Below are 14,023 nucleotides of genomic sequence, written 5' to 3'. Positions count from 1 at the left end.
CCAGATCACGATGGCTCCCCATGCAGGCTGCGCAGCGAGGGCGCTGCCTGCGGCAAGGCTCGGGCCTTGCGGTAGGCCGGACGGCTCCACAGCCGCAGCAGGCTGGTCACGTGCCATGCGCCATGGCGCAGGCTGCGCCGGCTCGCCCTTTGACCCGCATGGACGACAGGCAACTCACCGCGCCGAAGCTCTCCGCCCAGCACCCGCAGGCGAAGGCACAGATCCACATCCTCACAATACATATAGAAACCTTCGTCAAACCCACGCAGCCGCATCCAGCTATCCCGGCCCAGCACCAGGCAGGCCGCATTGACCCATTCCACACGCTGCTCCACACGCCCGTGCAGCTTGCGTCGCAGCAAATTCCAGAAAGATGGCAGTTCCCGCTCGAAATCCTGCAGCGTGCCGTCTTCGCCGATCTGCGGGGGATAGGCCAGGGCCAACCCCGGCCGGGCCGCCAGCGCCAGAAGCTCTTGCAGCGGCTCTTCCTGCGCTCCCCAGTACACGTCAGGATTGATCACGCAGACAAACACCTCCCGGGCATTCGCCAGCGCCCGGTTGTGGTTGCAGCCAAAACCCAGGGGTTGCGCATTGCGCCGGATCTCCAGGACAAAAGGCCAGCCGGTTGCTGGAGCCAGGGGCTCCGGTTCGGGAATATTGAGCGTCAGCACCACGCGGGACATCGGCGCAAGGCGCGCCGACCCCAGGCATTCAAGCAGCCTCTGTATATGAGCGCCATGTCCGTGGCTCACCACCGACACGACCAACGATGAACCCATCAATGCCGCCCTTCAGATCTTCAAATTCCAACCCGCTTACCTGCGCCGAAAAAACGGCGGCTCCGAGTATTCAGCGGAAGGCGCCCGGAAGGCGTCAGCGGGTATGCCGTGATGCAAGGAAATGCAACAGCCGCACAAAATGTCATTAACCTGCCATGCCAAGCAATCACTGCGGTGGCCGGGATTATGATGCGCGACAATCTGCCGCCCGGACTTCCGGGATTTTTTGCGCCTGGCGTGGGCATGCCCTGCTGCTCTCTGCGGACCGGCCACGGTCGACTGGCGCAGATGAATATGACGGGCGATCGATCCCTGCCCGGACCGCGCTTGGCACCTCATTTCCTATGACCACACCCATTCCCGATCCCCACGTCTACCTGCGCACCGTCGATCTGAACGAGCGCACGTCGCTGTCCGTGCTGGCCGGCCATGTCCGGGCCCAGGCGCACATACTGGATCTGGGCTGCGGCAGCGGCGCGCTGGGCGCCTTCCTCGCCGAGCACAAGCAATGCGTCTGCGACGGCGTCACCCTGAGCCAGGAAGAGGCACGCCATGCCGCGCCCTTCTACCGCCATGTCCATGTGGCCGACCTGGAGGACTGCGACCTGGACCAGCTCTTCGGCGACGAGCGCTATGACTACATCGTCTGCGCCGACGTGCTCGAGCACCTGCGCCAGCCCGAGCGCATTCTGGCTGCCTGCCGCAAGCGGCTGACACCCGAAGGCCGTCTGCTGATCTCCGTGCCCAATGCAGGCTACAGCGGCCTGGTGGCAGAACTGCTGCACGGCGAATTCCGCTACCGCGAAGAAGGCCTGCTGGACCGCACCCACCTGCGCTTTTTCACGCGGCGCTCACTGTCGCGCTTTCTGGCCGAACAAGGCTGGCAGGTCGATGACATCGACACCATCGAGCGCGCCCTTCCCGAATCGGAATTCCGCGTCGCCTACGACAGCCTGCCCCCTGCCGTTGCCCGCCACCTGCTGGCCACGCCCGATGCACTGGCCTACCAGTTCATCGCCAGTGCGGCGCCAGCGGCCCAGGCGCTGCCCATCGAGCCGCCGCTGAACTACCCCCAGGGGCATGCGCTGTTCACGGCCCAGCTCTATATCGCCCGCAATGGACGGTATGAGGAACACGACAAGCTATCGACCACAGGAAGCATCGGCCAAGCCCGCCAGACCCTGCGTTTCCAGCTGCCATCCGACGGGGCGGCTGTAAGTCATCTTCGGCTGGACCCTGCTGATCGTCCTGGCTTTGTGCATTTGCACCGGATTTCGCTGGTGGATACCCACAATGGCACAGCTTGGCAATGGATACCGAAGGATACTGAATCAGCACTACTGGGGCAGCGCCCCCATCAACAGATCGCATGGAATGCGCCCTGCCCTCCCGCAGCCTTCTCGTTGATGCTGCTGCTGACCGGTGATGATCCCTGGTTCGAACTGCCCATTCCCTCTTCTATCCTTGAAACGCATCCAGGAGCCTCGCTTGAGATAGAACTGGGCTGGCCCATGTCCGCAGACTATCTGGCACTCTCGCAGGTGGTTCGGCCATTGCAGAGCCAGCTTGAGCAGGCAGCCGCCGCACAGGACCGATGGAACCATCAACGCTCCGAGTTGGAGAAAGATATCCAGCACCGCGACCAAACTATAGGTCAGCTCAAGCACCGCAACGCCCTGCTCGACGAAAGCCACCAAGTACAAAGCCAAGAGCGCGCACGCTGGCAGCAGGAAGCCAGTCGGGTACAGCGTGACTTTGCGCAGCTTGTGCAGCATCTACACAGTATCGAAAACTCCACCATATTCCGGGCAACGCGCCCGCTCGTCCACGCAAAGATGCGCCTTGATCGACTTTTGGGCCGCAAACCGGTAGCGGCGGCTGTCCGTACACCCGTACCACAGACGATTCCCGACCTCCCCGTAGATGTGATTGTTCCCGTCTACCGAGGACTGGATGACACGCGCAGCTGCATCGAATCCGTGCTGACCAGTCAGTGCCGAACGCCATGGCAGCTGATCGTCATCAATGACGCCAGCCCGGAGCCAGGCGTCACACAATGGCTGCGTGAACGCGCGGCGCAGGACAAACGCATCACTTTGCTGGAGAACGAGGAGAACCTCGGCTTCGTCGGTACCGTCAACCGGGGCATGGCGCTGAACACCGCCCATGACGTGCTGCTGCTCAACAGCGATACCGTGGTCGCCAATGACTGGCTGGACCGCATCCGCCAGGCTGCCTACGGCGATGCACGCATCGCCTCCGTCACGCCGTTTTCCAACAACGCCACCATCTGCAGCTACCCGCGCTTTTGCGAGGGCAACGATCTGCCGCCCGGTATGGACACCGCCGCCATCGATGCGCTGTGCGCGCGCACCAATCCCGGCCAGGTGGTGGACGTGCCGACCGGCGTGGGCTTTTGCATGTACATCCGCCGCGACAGCCTGAACGCCGTCGGCCTGTTCGACACCGAGCACTTCGGCAAGGGCTATGGCGAGGAAAACGACTTCTGCCAGCGTGCCGCAGCCGCTGGCTGGCGCAACCTGCATCTGCTGGACACCTTTGTGCTGCACACAGGCGGCGTGAGCTTCGGAGAAAGCAAGAGCCCGCGCGAACGTGCCGCCATGGAAACCCTGCGCCGCCTGCATCCGCGCTACGAAGCCGATGTCATGGCCTTCGTCCAGTCCGACCCTGCGCGCACCGCACGCCTTGCGCTGGATGTGGCACGCCTGCAGGCAGAGGCCGCACACCAGCCTGTGGTGCTGGCCGTGCTCCACGACCGGGCGGGCGGCACGGTGCGCCATGTGCGCGAACTGGCGCAGTTCCTGCAAGGCAAGGCGCTGTTCCTCATGCTGTCCCCGGCCGCCGGTGGCGTCGTGGTCCTGCGCCGTGCCGAGGAGAAGGAAGCATTCGAGCTCGCCTTCCGCATCAACGACCAGATGGAGGAGCTGGTGCAGGCCCTGCGCCAACTGGGCGTGGTGCACGTGCACTACCAGCATCTGCTGGGCCACAGCGAAGCCATCCTGGACCTTCCCGCCCGTCTGGGTGCGGCCCATGACTTCACGGCCCATGATTTCTATACCTACTGCAAGAACATCTCGCTGACCGGCATCGACAACCGCTACGTCGTGCCGCCCCGCGCGGGCGAATGCGGCTGCTGCGAACCCACGGACACAGCCCCCTACGCCGGCACCGTGGCCCAGTGGCGCCACCGCAATGCGCTGCTGCTGAACAACGCGCGCCATGTGCTGGCCCCCAGCCAGGACGCGGCCAGCCGGATCTCCGGTTTCGTGCCCGGTGCGCGCGTCCAGGCAGTTGCCCACACCGACCTGCCGGCACAGCTGCCGGCCCCGGTGGCACACCCGCTGGCTGCGACGGCCCCGCTCAAGATCGTCGTACTGGGAGCCATGAGCGCCATCAAGGGCGCCGACGTATTGGAAGCCGTGGCGATCGAAGCCGCCAAGCGGGGAGCTCCTGTGGAATTCCATCTGCTCGGCTATGGCTACCGCAGCCTGCAGACCCAGCCGCGCGCACGCCTGACCGTGCACGGCGGCTACAAGGAAGAAGAACTGCCTGCTCTGCTGCAGTGGTTGCAGCCCGACCTGGCCTGGTTCCCTGCCCAATGGCCGGAGACCTACAGCTACACCCTGAGCGCCTGCCTGGTCGCCGGGCTGCCGATCGTCGCGCCCGACATAGGGGCCTTTCCCGAAAGGCTTGCGGGCCGCGACTGGTCCTGGGTCATGCCCTGGGACGCCAGCACCGCCCAATGGCTGGACTTCTTCGCGCAAATACGCGAGCGCCACTTCATTGAAGGGCAGCCACCGCAGCAACTCACTGCGACAGGGAGTGCTGCCGCCCAGCCGGGAGCCACTTTCTATGGCGACGGTTATCTCCAGGGGCTGCAGCCGCGCGATCAGACCCTGCTCCAGCCACTGGATTCGGCTTTCCTGGCCACACATCGCCTGCAACGCCAGGACCATGCTGCAAGATCGGGGGCCTTGATCCTGCTGGCCAACCTGCGCTCGCTACCCATCCTGCGCGGCGTGGCCAGGCGTATTCCCGCGCACTGGCAGCGCCGGGTCAAGAATTGGCTGCAGGCCTAGGCGCCGCCCAGGCAACGCCAGCCATCGCTGCGCCATCCGGATGCAGGGCCGCTCCACGCCATACCATGACATCAAGGCCAGGCCCAATGTCAAGGCAAGCGACAGCAGCATGCAGATGCTCAATGACCAGCCCTCACGCAGGCAAATGGCCGTCATGGCCTGCTGGACGGGGAAGGCGTAGATGTAGACGCCATAAGACAGATCGGTGCGCCAACGGTGGCTTGCGGCCACATGGCCTGCATGGGCAAGATAAAAACTTGCGCAGGCCACCAATCCCCATACTGCCACCTGGCGCATCCAGGTGCTGGCGGTGAGCAATGCGCATACAGCCAGCACCAGCGCGACTGCAGCCATCCATGCGCGATGGCGTATGCCATACGCAGCCATCGTGCTTCCAAGAAAGAAGGGAACACCAAATCCGCAGAAGTCCCGCCAGCGGAACATGTCGACCAGCGGGGTGTGGATGGCATCCAGGCCCTGGTCCCACCCCTTGACTCTGGCCATCTGCCACAGGATCGCCAGTACGCCAGCCATGAGGGGGTGGCTCCAGCGTTTGCCTCTTGCAAGCCATGCCAAGGTGGCCAGCACAAGGTACATCGCCAGCTCATACCGCAAAGTCCACAGGGACCCGTTGACCGTATAGGCAAAGGGATTGGATTCGAATACGCCCGGAAGTATCTGAACCGTGGCCTGCCCTGTCATATTGTTGATCAGATGACTCCAGGTTTGCGGTGACTGCCAGTACTGCAGCGAATCAAGCGAGGTCATCGCCCAGCCGATGACGAAAACCGAGAAAACCACGGCCATGATCAGGCCCGGAAAAATCCGCATCAGCCGCCTCAGCCAGAAGGCATGCCAGACCGGCTCGCGCATCCAGCTCTGGCATACCAGATACCCGCTCATGAAGAAGAATACATAGACCGCAAGCGACCCCAGGCTGTGGCCGGCAAAGGGTTCGGCAATACGCAGGCGATAAAGAAACTCTCCGTGCGCAACAAACACTGCAAGCGCCGCCGTCAAGCGCAGCATGTCAAAGCGGTTCCCCCTCTCTTCAACGCTGCACATGGCACTCCCTTCTAGGTGCGGTACACAAAGTGTTTGAGCCGCAGCATCGGCGACTCGACCAGTGCCAGGAGGCATAGCCAGCAGCCAGCGCAAGCATCCATACAAGCGCAAGACTGGAGTGGCAGCTGAGGCCACAGTGCCTGAACGGCCTGCTGGATGAGACAACCCAGCACGTAGACACCATAAGAAGGATCTCCGAGTCGATGCAACCCGGAAAACACCCTAGAACGCATGGAGTCCAAATAGATGAGCAGCAGCAGGCCGGCAGAGTGCTCAACCTTCAAGCCAAAGAAAAGCACCGCAGCCGCAGGTGCCAGGATCAACAGCAAGTTTCAACCATGGGCAGCAAAGGCAGGCTGCAATAGCGCGATCAGCGATCCATAGGCGAAATAGGCCGGATACTCGAACCAATGAAACATGGTTCCAGCCAAAGCGGCATTGCGCCGTGTCAGGAAAAAGACCAGATATCCTGCTGCGGCCAAGCTGGCAAGAAGCCTGGACTGCAGCACGCCCAATATGCCCAGTGCAGCAAGCACCACGTAGCACAGCAGCTCGATGGGGAGGGTCTACAAAGGGCCGTTCATCAGCCCTGGCAGCGGATTGGAAGCAAACACGCCCGACATGAAGGCGTAGTCCTTGATCAGCAGCAGATTGCGCCAGTGATCCAGGGTCTGCGGATGAAGCCAGAACTCCTTCAGCGACAATGAAGTAAAGGCCGGACCGAACAGCAGCACGCCAACCACAACAGCCACCAGCATGCCCGGCCACAACCGCAACAGACGCTTGGCCATGAAGGCCGCCGCACGCGGATCGCGCAGCCAGCTCAGCGTGACAAGAAAGCCGCTGATCGTGAAGAAAGTCATCACTGCCACGCCGCCCACCATGTCCGCATGCAGCCACGATGACGGTCTGGTGCCCGTGATATGGAAATGATGGCTGTAAATGACTGCAGATGCAGCGGCTATGCGCAGTGCATCAAAGCCATTGGAATATGCAGGCCGCACGGGTGAAGAGATAGTGGGGGCCGGCCCCTGCATGGCTTCGTCAGGTCTTGCCCAACAGCAGCAAAATCTCGTTGTTGCGCAACCACTCCTCGGGATAGCGCCCCGCCAGCGCCTCGGGAATGGGCATGTCCACCTGGCGCCGCTCCTCGCGCAACACTTCAAAGCCGGCCTGCCTTGCGATATTGACCAGTTCGTCTGCAGTAAACCGGTTCAGCGCCTGGTACTCCTTGAAGACAAAGCGCTTGTAGCCATCGACACCGAAATCGGCAAAGCCGAAGTCCACCTCGGCGGCGTCCAGCGGGCCCTCATGCTTTTCGATGATGCGCCACAGTTCCTCCTCCGACGCCAGCAAGTGGTGCCAGGGCACATCGTCGTAGCGCCGCAGATGAGATCCCCATGGTGAATGGAAGAGCGGCTCGATCTGCAAAAAGAACACCCCGCCTGGGCGTAGACAGGCATGCAGATCGGCAAGAATTGGCAGCACCTTGTCGCGTTGCACATGCTCGAAGGTAGACCATGTAAGCATCCCGTCGTAGCCCGCATGTCGCGTGGCCAGCGGCTCGTTGGGCACGATAGTCTCAAAGCTGAGCGCCGAAGGCACTCGCGACATCCCCAGTTGCTCGCGAGCGATGCGTGGCAACTTGGTGTACTCCTGGCGGATGTCAATGCCGTGGATACGGGTGGCCCCATGGCGCAGCACCAAGGCCAAGTCTGTGATGCCGTCGCCGCAGCCGAAGTTCAACAGCCGCGCCTTGGACATGTCCAACTCCTGCCCCATCCAGCTATGCACCACGTCGGCCGCATAGTCGAAATGTGCGCGAAACCACTCATCCGTGATCTTGCCTGCATCCCACGGAGCCAAGCCGAACAGTCGCTCCTGCCAACGGCGCCCCCACAAGCTCAATCGATCCGCCATATTCCTCCTTCAGTTCAACATCATTGCCGGGCGCAAAAGCGCGGCCATTGTCCCCAGAGATGCCACGCTGCCGGGCTCTTCCAGATCAGCGCCTCCAGCTGAGCGAGCATTTCCAATGTCATATCCTGCGCGCCAGCACCGGGTCCGAAGCACATGATTTCCAGAAATCTCTGGCCGGTGGCCACATCCAGCCCAGTTGCATAGACCGCATAAGCCTGCGGCTGGCGCGCTGCCATCTCTGGTATGGCCATCGACAGCAACACCTGTTCGCCCAGCAGCCCAAACACCTGCCCCTTGCCAGAGCCGTCCTGGGGCACATCGAGCAAGGCCAGAATCTGTTCATTGCGCGCAAGCGCGTCCTTGACCTGGCGCAATCCCCTTGGCACAAACACCAGGGGTTGTTCGAGAGCCTGCTCCACGGAACGCAATCGCGCCTTCACGTAGCGCATGAGCACCCATCTGCCATGGAAGCTTGCATTCTCAGCCGGGGCGGAGAGCGCGTGCACGCTCAGGCCCGCTTGCCGCGCATGGCGCAGGCCCCACATGCCCGCACCCCAATGGAACGTGAACAGAAATGAAGGCCTTCCATGTTCCATCCAATCGCCACGGACCTGCAAGTGGCGGCGCATCCAGGCATCGGAACGCGTGCGATGCAAGTAATGGTCCGCATGGTCCACCAGTTGCACCAGCTTGCGCTCCCATAACCAATGGAGCCGATCCTGCGCAAACCCCTTGGCATGGGCCTGCCGCCAGTCTGCCTCGCAGGCTTCACGATACAGCCATTGCCATCGCGCCAAACGCCGGAAAATCCGAAAGCAAAATGTCCAAGGCAGCACGGCAGCCAGCCCGGGAATCAGCACCAGTTCCAAAAGGTCCCTGCCCTCGCACCACAGGCGCCGCACCATGGCTTTCAAGGCGCCTCCCAGCGGTGCGGCAAATGCACGATACCCGGCAGCGGCTGGTCAGAGATAAAGCGCAGGGACCGAAAACGCAGCCACTCATCCATGACCATCAGACCCGTCTCATCAAACAGATAGGCGCTGACCACGTAGTCGCCTGTATGCAGCGGCAGCTCGGGAAAGCGCAAGTCCATGCCCCAGCTGCCGTCTGCCTGCCGCACAGGCTTCACGCCCTCCGTATGCATGGCCACTGAGGTGATGCCCACACCATTGAGCTGCTCCAACATGAAGCCAAAGCTGGGCGCCGCCTCATTCGGCACATGGGCTCGGAAGCGCAACTCCAGGTCATGACCACGCAGGATCGGCAGTCCGTCGGCCGAGGCCTGTGCAGCATCAAGCCCAGGCATGTCCACCGACAACAGATGAGCGGCATCGCTGGCATGCGGCTTGTTTGAAAGCGCAGCATCCGCCTGTGCCTGCTGCTGCGGCAAGGCCTGCGGGTGTTCCCCGGAAGATTGTCCTGGCTCCTCACCCGCACGACTTGCGGCTTCATAGGCGGCCAGCACGCTCTCGGTTTCGCCCAGTGCATGCACCTGCCCCTTGACCAGCCACAGCGCACGATCACACAGGTGGCGGATGTGATAAGGGCTGTGTGAACAGAACAAAATTGTGCAACCGCTGCGCCGGAAATCCAGAATGCGCTCTATACACTTCTTCTGGAAGCTCTGATCACCTACAGCCAGCGCCTCGTCGATGATCAGCACGTCGGGCCGCACAGCCGTCACCAGCGCAAAGGCCAGCCGCACCGTCATACCCGACGAGTAAGTCTTGACGGGGCGATCCAATGCTTCGCCCAACTCGGCAAAAGCAACGATCTCCGCCTCTAGCGTGCGCATCTGTGCTGCATCAATGCCAATCAGGCTGCCACCGAAATACAGGTTGTCGCGCCCGCTGAACTCTGGATGGAAGCCCGCTCCCAGCTCCAGGATCGCCGTCACGCGCCCGTCGCGCGAAATGCTGCCGGTGGACGGGTGAAGCGTGCCGGCCAGCAGCTTGAGCAACGTACTCTTGCCGGCGCCGTTGTCACCGATAACACCCAGGCATTCGCCGCGGTGCAGGGCGAAGGACACATCGCGCAGTGCCCAGTGGCTGCGGTGCAGAGCCTTGCCCGTCAGCAGGGCACGTGCGCGGCGACCCGGTGAATCGTAAAGCTTGTACTCCTTGCCAACGCCCTCGACGCGCAATGCCACGTCCTGCGATCCCTTGTATTCCATCGCTGCGTTCATAGCCAATCCACCAGTTCATCCCGGCTGCGCTTGACCAGGATCGAAAGCACCACGGCCAGCAGCAGCATCCAGGCCAGCAACGCCACCCAGACCTGCCACTGCGGCCACATCCCCTGCAGCAAGGCCGACTGGTAACCCAGCACCAGCGCCGTCACGGGATTGAGCCACAGCAGCCAGCGCCACTGCTCGGGAAACAAGGTCAGCGGAAACAGGATGGGCGACAGATAAATGCCCACGGACAGCAGGAAACCCACCAACTGCACCGTATCGCGCAGGGCTGCGGCCAGGATGGCCAGCGCATAGCCCAGCAGCAGGCTCAGGCACAACTGCGCCAGCAGCAGCGCAAGCACGCTGGCTACTGGCCACTGGAATCCGTGCAGCGGCGCATAGGCCAAGGCCACCAGCAGCAGCAGCGGTGCAAAGATGATCTGGCTGGCCAGAACGGCCCGCACGGGAAAGAGCACCGTAGGCAAGGCATTCTTTTGCAGTAGCCCGCCCGCGTCGATCAGGCTGTTCATGCCGCGCGATATCGCATCGCACATGGCCATCCACGGCAAGGCCCCCACCACCAGGAAGGCGCCGACGGCGCGCGTGGGAGCGCCATCGCCCAGCCGCATGCGAAACACCACGTCGAACACCAGGTAGTAGGCAGCCACCGTGCACAGCGGCTGCAGGTACAGCCACACCACGCCCATTGCCGTGCCCTGGTAGCGTGCCGCGACCTCGCGCCGCGTCAACACCCACATCAACTGGCGCGAGCGCCACAAGGCGCTCCATTCATCGCACAAGGTCCGCATGCCACTCCATCGGTTGCAGCCACCGGCCCGACACCACGCCGGACACCACAGCAAAACGGCCTGCCTCAGACAGGCAGGCCGCGAAAAAAACAGGCGAGAGTCTAAGCCAAGCGGCCCGCTACGTCTGTCAGAAGATGCACCTTCTTATTGGGCCTTTGGCTGGGCGGCCTGGCTTTGCGAGTACGCCTGCACAGCGGCCTCGTCCACCTTGAACTCCTTGCGGATGGCATTGGCTGCAGCCACACGGCCTTCAGCCTGGGCCTGTTCGATCACTTCCTTGACCAGGGCATCACGCACTTCGGCGAAGGCTTGCTGGCCTGCAGGTTTGCGGTCCAGCAACTGCAGCACATGGAAGCCGAACTTGCTCTGCACAGGGCCACTGATCTCGTTCTTCTTGAGCGCAAAGGCGGCCTGCTCGAACTCGGGCACCATCTTGTCCTTGCCGAAGAAGCCCAGGTCGCCACCGCGCGCGGCAGAACCCTTGTCGGCAGAACGCTCCTTGGCCAGCGCCGCAAAGTCGGCTCCACCGCGCAGGTCGACAACCAGCTTTTCGGCCTGTGTACGCGCTGCATCGTCCGTCCCGGCAATCAGGATATGACGCACATGCACCTGCTCCTCCACCGCAAAGCGCTCGGGGTGGGCCTTGTAGATATTGCGCGCCTGGCCTTCCGCCGCAGCGGCCGAAGGCGTGTTGTCCGCATCGATCTTGGCCAACCAGGCATCGGACAGGATCTTGTCACGCGCCACATTCAGCGCGGCCTGTGCGCTGGCGGACTTGTCCAGGCCCTGCGCCTGGGCCTTTTGCGCCATCAAGCGGCGCACCAGCAGGTTGTCGGCGATTTGGCTCACATTCTGGGGGCGCGCCAGCAGGCCCGAACGCACCTCGGGAGGAATGCGCTGCGCATCGGCCTGCAGATCATCCACCGTCACGCTCACACCAGCACCGGAAGCCAGCACCGCGGGCGAAGCAGCCGCCGCTGGTTGCGCGGCCAGAGCCAGCACCGGAGCACATAGTGCCAGGCCCAGGAGGCTGTGGCGCAGGACGTGGCGGGAGAAGGGGAACTGCATTGTCATATCCATCTTTCCAAAAAACCAATAAAAAAAGCGGGGTTACCCCCGCTTTTATAGATGAGCCCGAAAGACCGGGCTCATGAACCCGAATTACTTCAGGTAGACGTGAGGCCAAGTCACGCCATAGTTGCCGACCATGTTGGCCTTGGCAGAGGGGTTGGTACCCTTTTGGAAGGCAGCGCCCAACACCGGAACGGTCTTGTTGAAGGACACGGTGCCCCAGCCATCGGTGTAGGGAGTCACGGCATTCTTCTGCGACACAGCAGCGCCCAGCACGGAAGAACCACCGAAGCTCACCACGCTCACTTCACCGCAAACTGCCAGCTTGGTGGTGGTGCCGGGCGAGAACACGGCGCCGTCCTTCTTGCTGGTTTCTTCGCGGTCATAGAACGTTTGGCCATCAGCCGTTGCGCAGATCTGGCCAGCTTCGTTCACCGTGGACAGAGCAGAGCTGAACGTGAACAGGAATTCGGTACCAGCAGCAGGCTTGACATCCGTGTTGAACACGCGGTAGACCTTGTCGGTCTCGGCAACGTTGGTGTTGAAGTTAGCCGGGCCTGCGGCTGCAGCCGCCAGACCACCAGCGGCCAGAGCGACACCGAAAGGCTTGCCCACGGGCGCAGCGTAGTTAGCTGCAACCATGTAGCGACGGGTGGGCATCGAGAACACCCAGTCAGTCGTAGCCGAAATGGTCTTGTCGGTAACGTACTGATTGGACACCGTGGTGCGAGCCAGAGCGGAGGTCAGAGCAATCGCTTGCGCATTGGCACCCGCAACCGTCACAGCGCCTTCCAGCGGTGTGGACAGGTCAGGCACGTCGTAGTGCTGTGCTTCGATCAGCTTGCCGAGCAGCAGCGGGTCTGCCGAAGGCAGTACTGCAGGCTTTGCCAGCTGAGGCGAGTACAGGTTGTTCAGGGCAACAGCATCAGACTTGATAGCAGTGGCAGAACCCGAGTACGTGGTGGAATCAGGCACGTTGATCACGTACCAGGAACCAGCCAGACCGTCTGTAGGAGCGATCAGGCCGTAGGTCTGTGCGCCAGCTGCGTTAACAGCAGCGTTCTGAGCAGGGTTGATGTCATCCAAGCCAGCCAGGACGGATGCGGTGCAAGGAGCCTTACCGCTCACGTGCTTGATAGCAGTGTACAGGGCCGAAGCGGAAGATCCATCCGCATATGCAGCACCGTCAATCTTACGCTTGCCGCTGGACTCGTAGCGCTTCAGGCCATCGATGTCAGCCATATTGAGGATTTCAATATAGCCTTCGCGGGTCTGAGCGTTCTTTTGCGTGTCGGTCCACGAAGCCAGGCTCAGACGGTCCTTGATGAAAGGAACAGGTGTACCAGGAGTGATGGCGGGCACCGTGCAGGTGTTGTCACCGGTCACCAGTTGCGCCAGGCCGTTGGCGTCAGCGGACACAGCAGCGGTCCACACGTCGCCAGGCGACAGGAACACTTGGAAGTCCAGCACGTCGTCGGAGTTGGAAGCGCCACGGAAGCGAACCTTCACAGCCTTACCGTTCACCAGGTCGGTGTTGGTCAGGTGGAACACCGTGGAGTTGCCGTTTTGGGCGGTGTAGTAGGGAACGACCAGGATGTGGCCAGTGCCGCTTTCGTTCACAGCCAGGGCAGCGGAGGCCGCACCGGCAAAGCCCAGACCACCGATCATGGTGGCAATGCTCAGGGCCAGAACATTTTTCTTCATACAAGTTTCTCCAGTAAGAAAAGGAAGGGGAGTTTGATAACTACCACCACGATTGATCGCCCGGGAATCCTAGCATAGTGAACCTCGCCAAGACACCATTCGCCGTGCACAATTTCTTGCCCAGCGTTTCAAAAAAACGACAAACGGCTGCAAGCGACCCTGTTTACCACGGTAGAAGCTGCGCCCTCGCCGCACCTCCATGGAAAGCCCGCCGATGGTAACTGAAAAGTTGCAACGCAAACCATGGGCCACTTCGAGACTCCGGCTTTTTACATCATGCGTTGTTGCCACAGAGCCACAAGCCGCTCCGGCTTGGCAAGCGGCCCGCCGCTCGCATGGCCGCCACCTCTTCCCTGGCACAAGACAGGGTGCATATATAAAAAGGACAAGGCCTATGACTAC

At 62.0% G+C, this 14,023-nt stretch carries 11 protein-coding genes; 1 reads left to right on the top strand and 10 read right to left on the bottom strand.

The features are described 5' to 3' along the window. Positions 1-5: 5 nt before the first annotated feature. Positions 6-779, bottom strand: coding sequence for a glycosyl transferase (locus tag KDK82_RS20260; protein ID WP_088166034.1), 774 nt, complete (start codon positions 777-779; stop codon positions 6-8). A 344-nt stretch (positions 780-1,123) separates the two neighbouring features. Between KDK82_RS20260 and KDK82_RS20255 the strand changes: the two genes are divergently transcribed. Next, positions 1,124-4,879: a methyltransferase domain-containing protein gene (locus tag KDK82_RS20255; protein WP_088166033.1), complete on the top strand. Its 3,756-nt coding sequence runs from the start codon at positions 1,124-1,126 to the stop codon at positions 4,877-4,879. Here the strand turns inward: KDK82_RS20255 and KDK82_RS20250 are convergent. The 9 genes from KDK82_RS20250 to KDK82_RS20215 all read right to left on the bottom strand — a co-directional run bounded on the left by KDK82_RS20250 (position 4,802) and on the right by KDK82_RS20215 (position 13,621). Next, the gene (locus tag KDK82_RS20250) at positions 4,802-5,944 is read right to left on the bottom strand and encodes an acyltransferase (RefSeq protein WP_088166032.1); all 1,143 of its coding nucleotides are present in this window, start codon (positions 5,942-5,944) and stop codon (positions 4,802-4,804) included. The two genes, KDK82_RS20255 and KDK82_RS20250, sit on opposite strands and share 78 nt — an antisense overlap. Before the next feature lie 332 nt (positions 5,945-6,276). Further along, positions 6,277-6,480, bottom strand: a complete 204-nt coding sequence (locus tag KDK82_RS33260; RefSeq protein WP_256974521.1) for a hypothetical protein — start codon at positions 6,478-6,480, stop codon at positions 6,277-6,279. Positions 6,481-6,510: 30 nt separating this feature from the next. After that, the gene (locus KDK82_RS33255) at positions 6,511-6,981 is read right to left on the bottom strand and encodes an acyltransferase (RefSeq protein ID WP_256974520.1); all 471 of its coding nucleotides are present in this window, start codon (positions 6,979-6,981) and stop codon (positions 6,511-6,513) included. 7 nt (positions 6,982-6,988) lie between these two features. Beyond that, on the bottom strand, positions 6,989-7,864 hold the full coding sequence (locus tag KDK82_RS20240; protein ID WP_088166031.1) for a bifunctional 2-polyprenyl-6-hydroxyphenol methylase/3-demethylubiquinol 3-O-methyltransferase UbiG: 876 nt from the start codon (positions 7,862-7,864) through the stop codon (positions 6,989-6,991). 20 nt (positions 7,865-7,884) lie between these two features. After that, positions 7,885-8,778, bottom strand: a complete 894-nt coding sequence (locus KDK82_RS20235) for a hypothetical protein (protein ID WP_143343494.1) — start codon at positions 8,776-8,778, stop codon at positions 7,885-7,887. Then, the gene (locus KDK82_RS20230; RefSeq protein ID WP_074920499.1) at positions 8,775-10,049 is read right to left on the bottom strand and encodes an ABC transporter ATP-binding protein; all 1,275 of its coding nucleotides are present in this window, start codon (positions 10,047-10,049) and stop codon (positions 8,775-8,777) included. Before KDK82_RS20230 ends, KDK82_RS20235 begins: the two co-directional genes overlap by 4 nt. Further along, positions 10,046-10,846: an ABC transporter permease gene (locus KDK82_RS20225; protein ID WP_074920501.1), complete on the bottom strand. Its 801-nt coding sequence runs from the start codon at positions 10,844-10,846 to the stop codon at positions 10,046-10,048. The genes KDK82_RS20230 and KDK82_RS20225 overlap by 4 nt, the downstream gene beginning before the upstream one ends. Before the next feature lie 144 nt (positions 10,847-10,990). Beyond that, the gene (locus KDK82_RS20220; RefSeq protein ID WP_256974519.1) at positions 10,991-11,920 is read right to left on the bottom strand and encodes a peptidylprolyl isomerase; all 930 of its coding nucleotides are present in this window, start codon (positions 11,918-11,920) and stop codon (positions 10,991-10,993) included. Between the two features lie 87 nt (positions 11,921-12,007). After that, positions 12,008-13,621: a cell surface protein gene (locus KDK82_RS20215; protein ID WP_088166029.1), complete on the bottom strand. Its 1,614-nt coding sequence runs from the start codon at positions 13,619-13,621 to the stop codon at positions 12,008-12,010. Between the last annotated feature and the right edge of the window lie 402 nt (positions 13,622-14,023).

The sequence above is a fragment of the Delftia sp. K82 genome, assembly GCF_002193035.1.
In the GTDB taxonomy this organism is placed as follows: domain Bacteria; phylum Pseudomonadota; class Gammaproteobacteria; order Burkholderiales; family Burkholderiaceae_C; genus Comamonas; species Comamonas acidovorans.
Note: the sequence above shows the minus strand (reverse complement) of the source record. Positions and strands in the feature narration are given on the sequence as shown.

Coding starts and splice junctions, on each gene's coding strand:
- KDK82_RS20260 (WP_088166034.1), bottom strand. CDS start 779: ATGGGTTCATCGTTGGTCGTGTCGGTGGTGAGCCACGGACATGGCGCT.
- KDK82_RS20225 (WP_074920501.1), bottom strand. CDS start 10,846: ATGCGGACCTTGTGCGATGAATGGAGCGCCTTGTGGCGCTCGCGCCAG.
- KDK82_RS20215 (WP_088166029.1), bottom strand. CDS start 13,621: ATGAAGAAAAATGTTCTGGCCCTGAGCATTGCCACCATGATCGGTGGT.
- KDK82_RS20230 (WP_074920499.1), bottom strand. CDS start 10,049: ATGAACGCAGCGATGGAATACAAGGGATCGCAGGACGTGGCATTGCGC.
- KDK82_RS20250 (WP_088166032.1), bottom strand. CDS start 5,944: ATGTGCAGCGTTGAAGAGAGGGGGAACCGCTTTGACATGCTGCGCTTG.
- KDK82_RS20240 (WP_088166031.1), bottom strand. CDS start 7,864: ATGGCGGATCGATTGAGCTTGTGGGGGCGCCGTTGGCAGGAGCGACTG.
- KDK82_RS33255 (WP_256974520.1), bottom strand. CDS start 6,981: ATGCAGGGGCCGGCCCCCACTATCTCTTCACCCGTGCGGCCTGCATAT.
- KDK82_RS20220 (WP_256974519.1), bottom strand. CDS start 11,920: ATGACAATGCAGTTCCCCTTCTCCCGCCACGTCCTGCGCCACAGCCTC.
- KDK82_RS20255 (WP_088166033.1), top strand. CDS start 1,124: ATGACCACACCCATTCCCGATCCCCACGTCTACCTGCGCACCGTCGAT.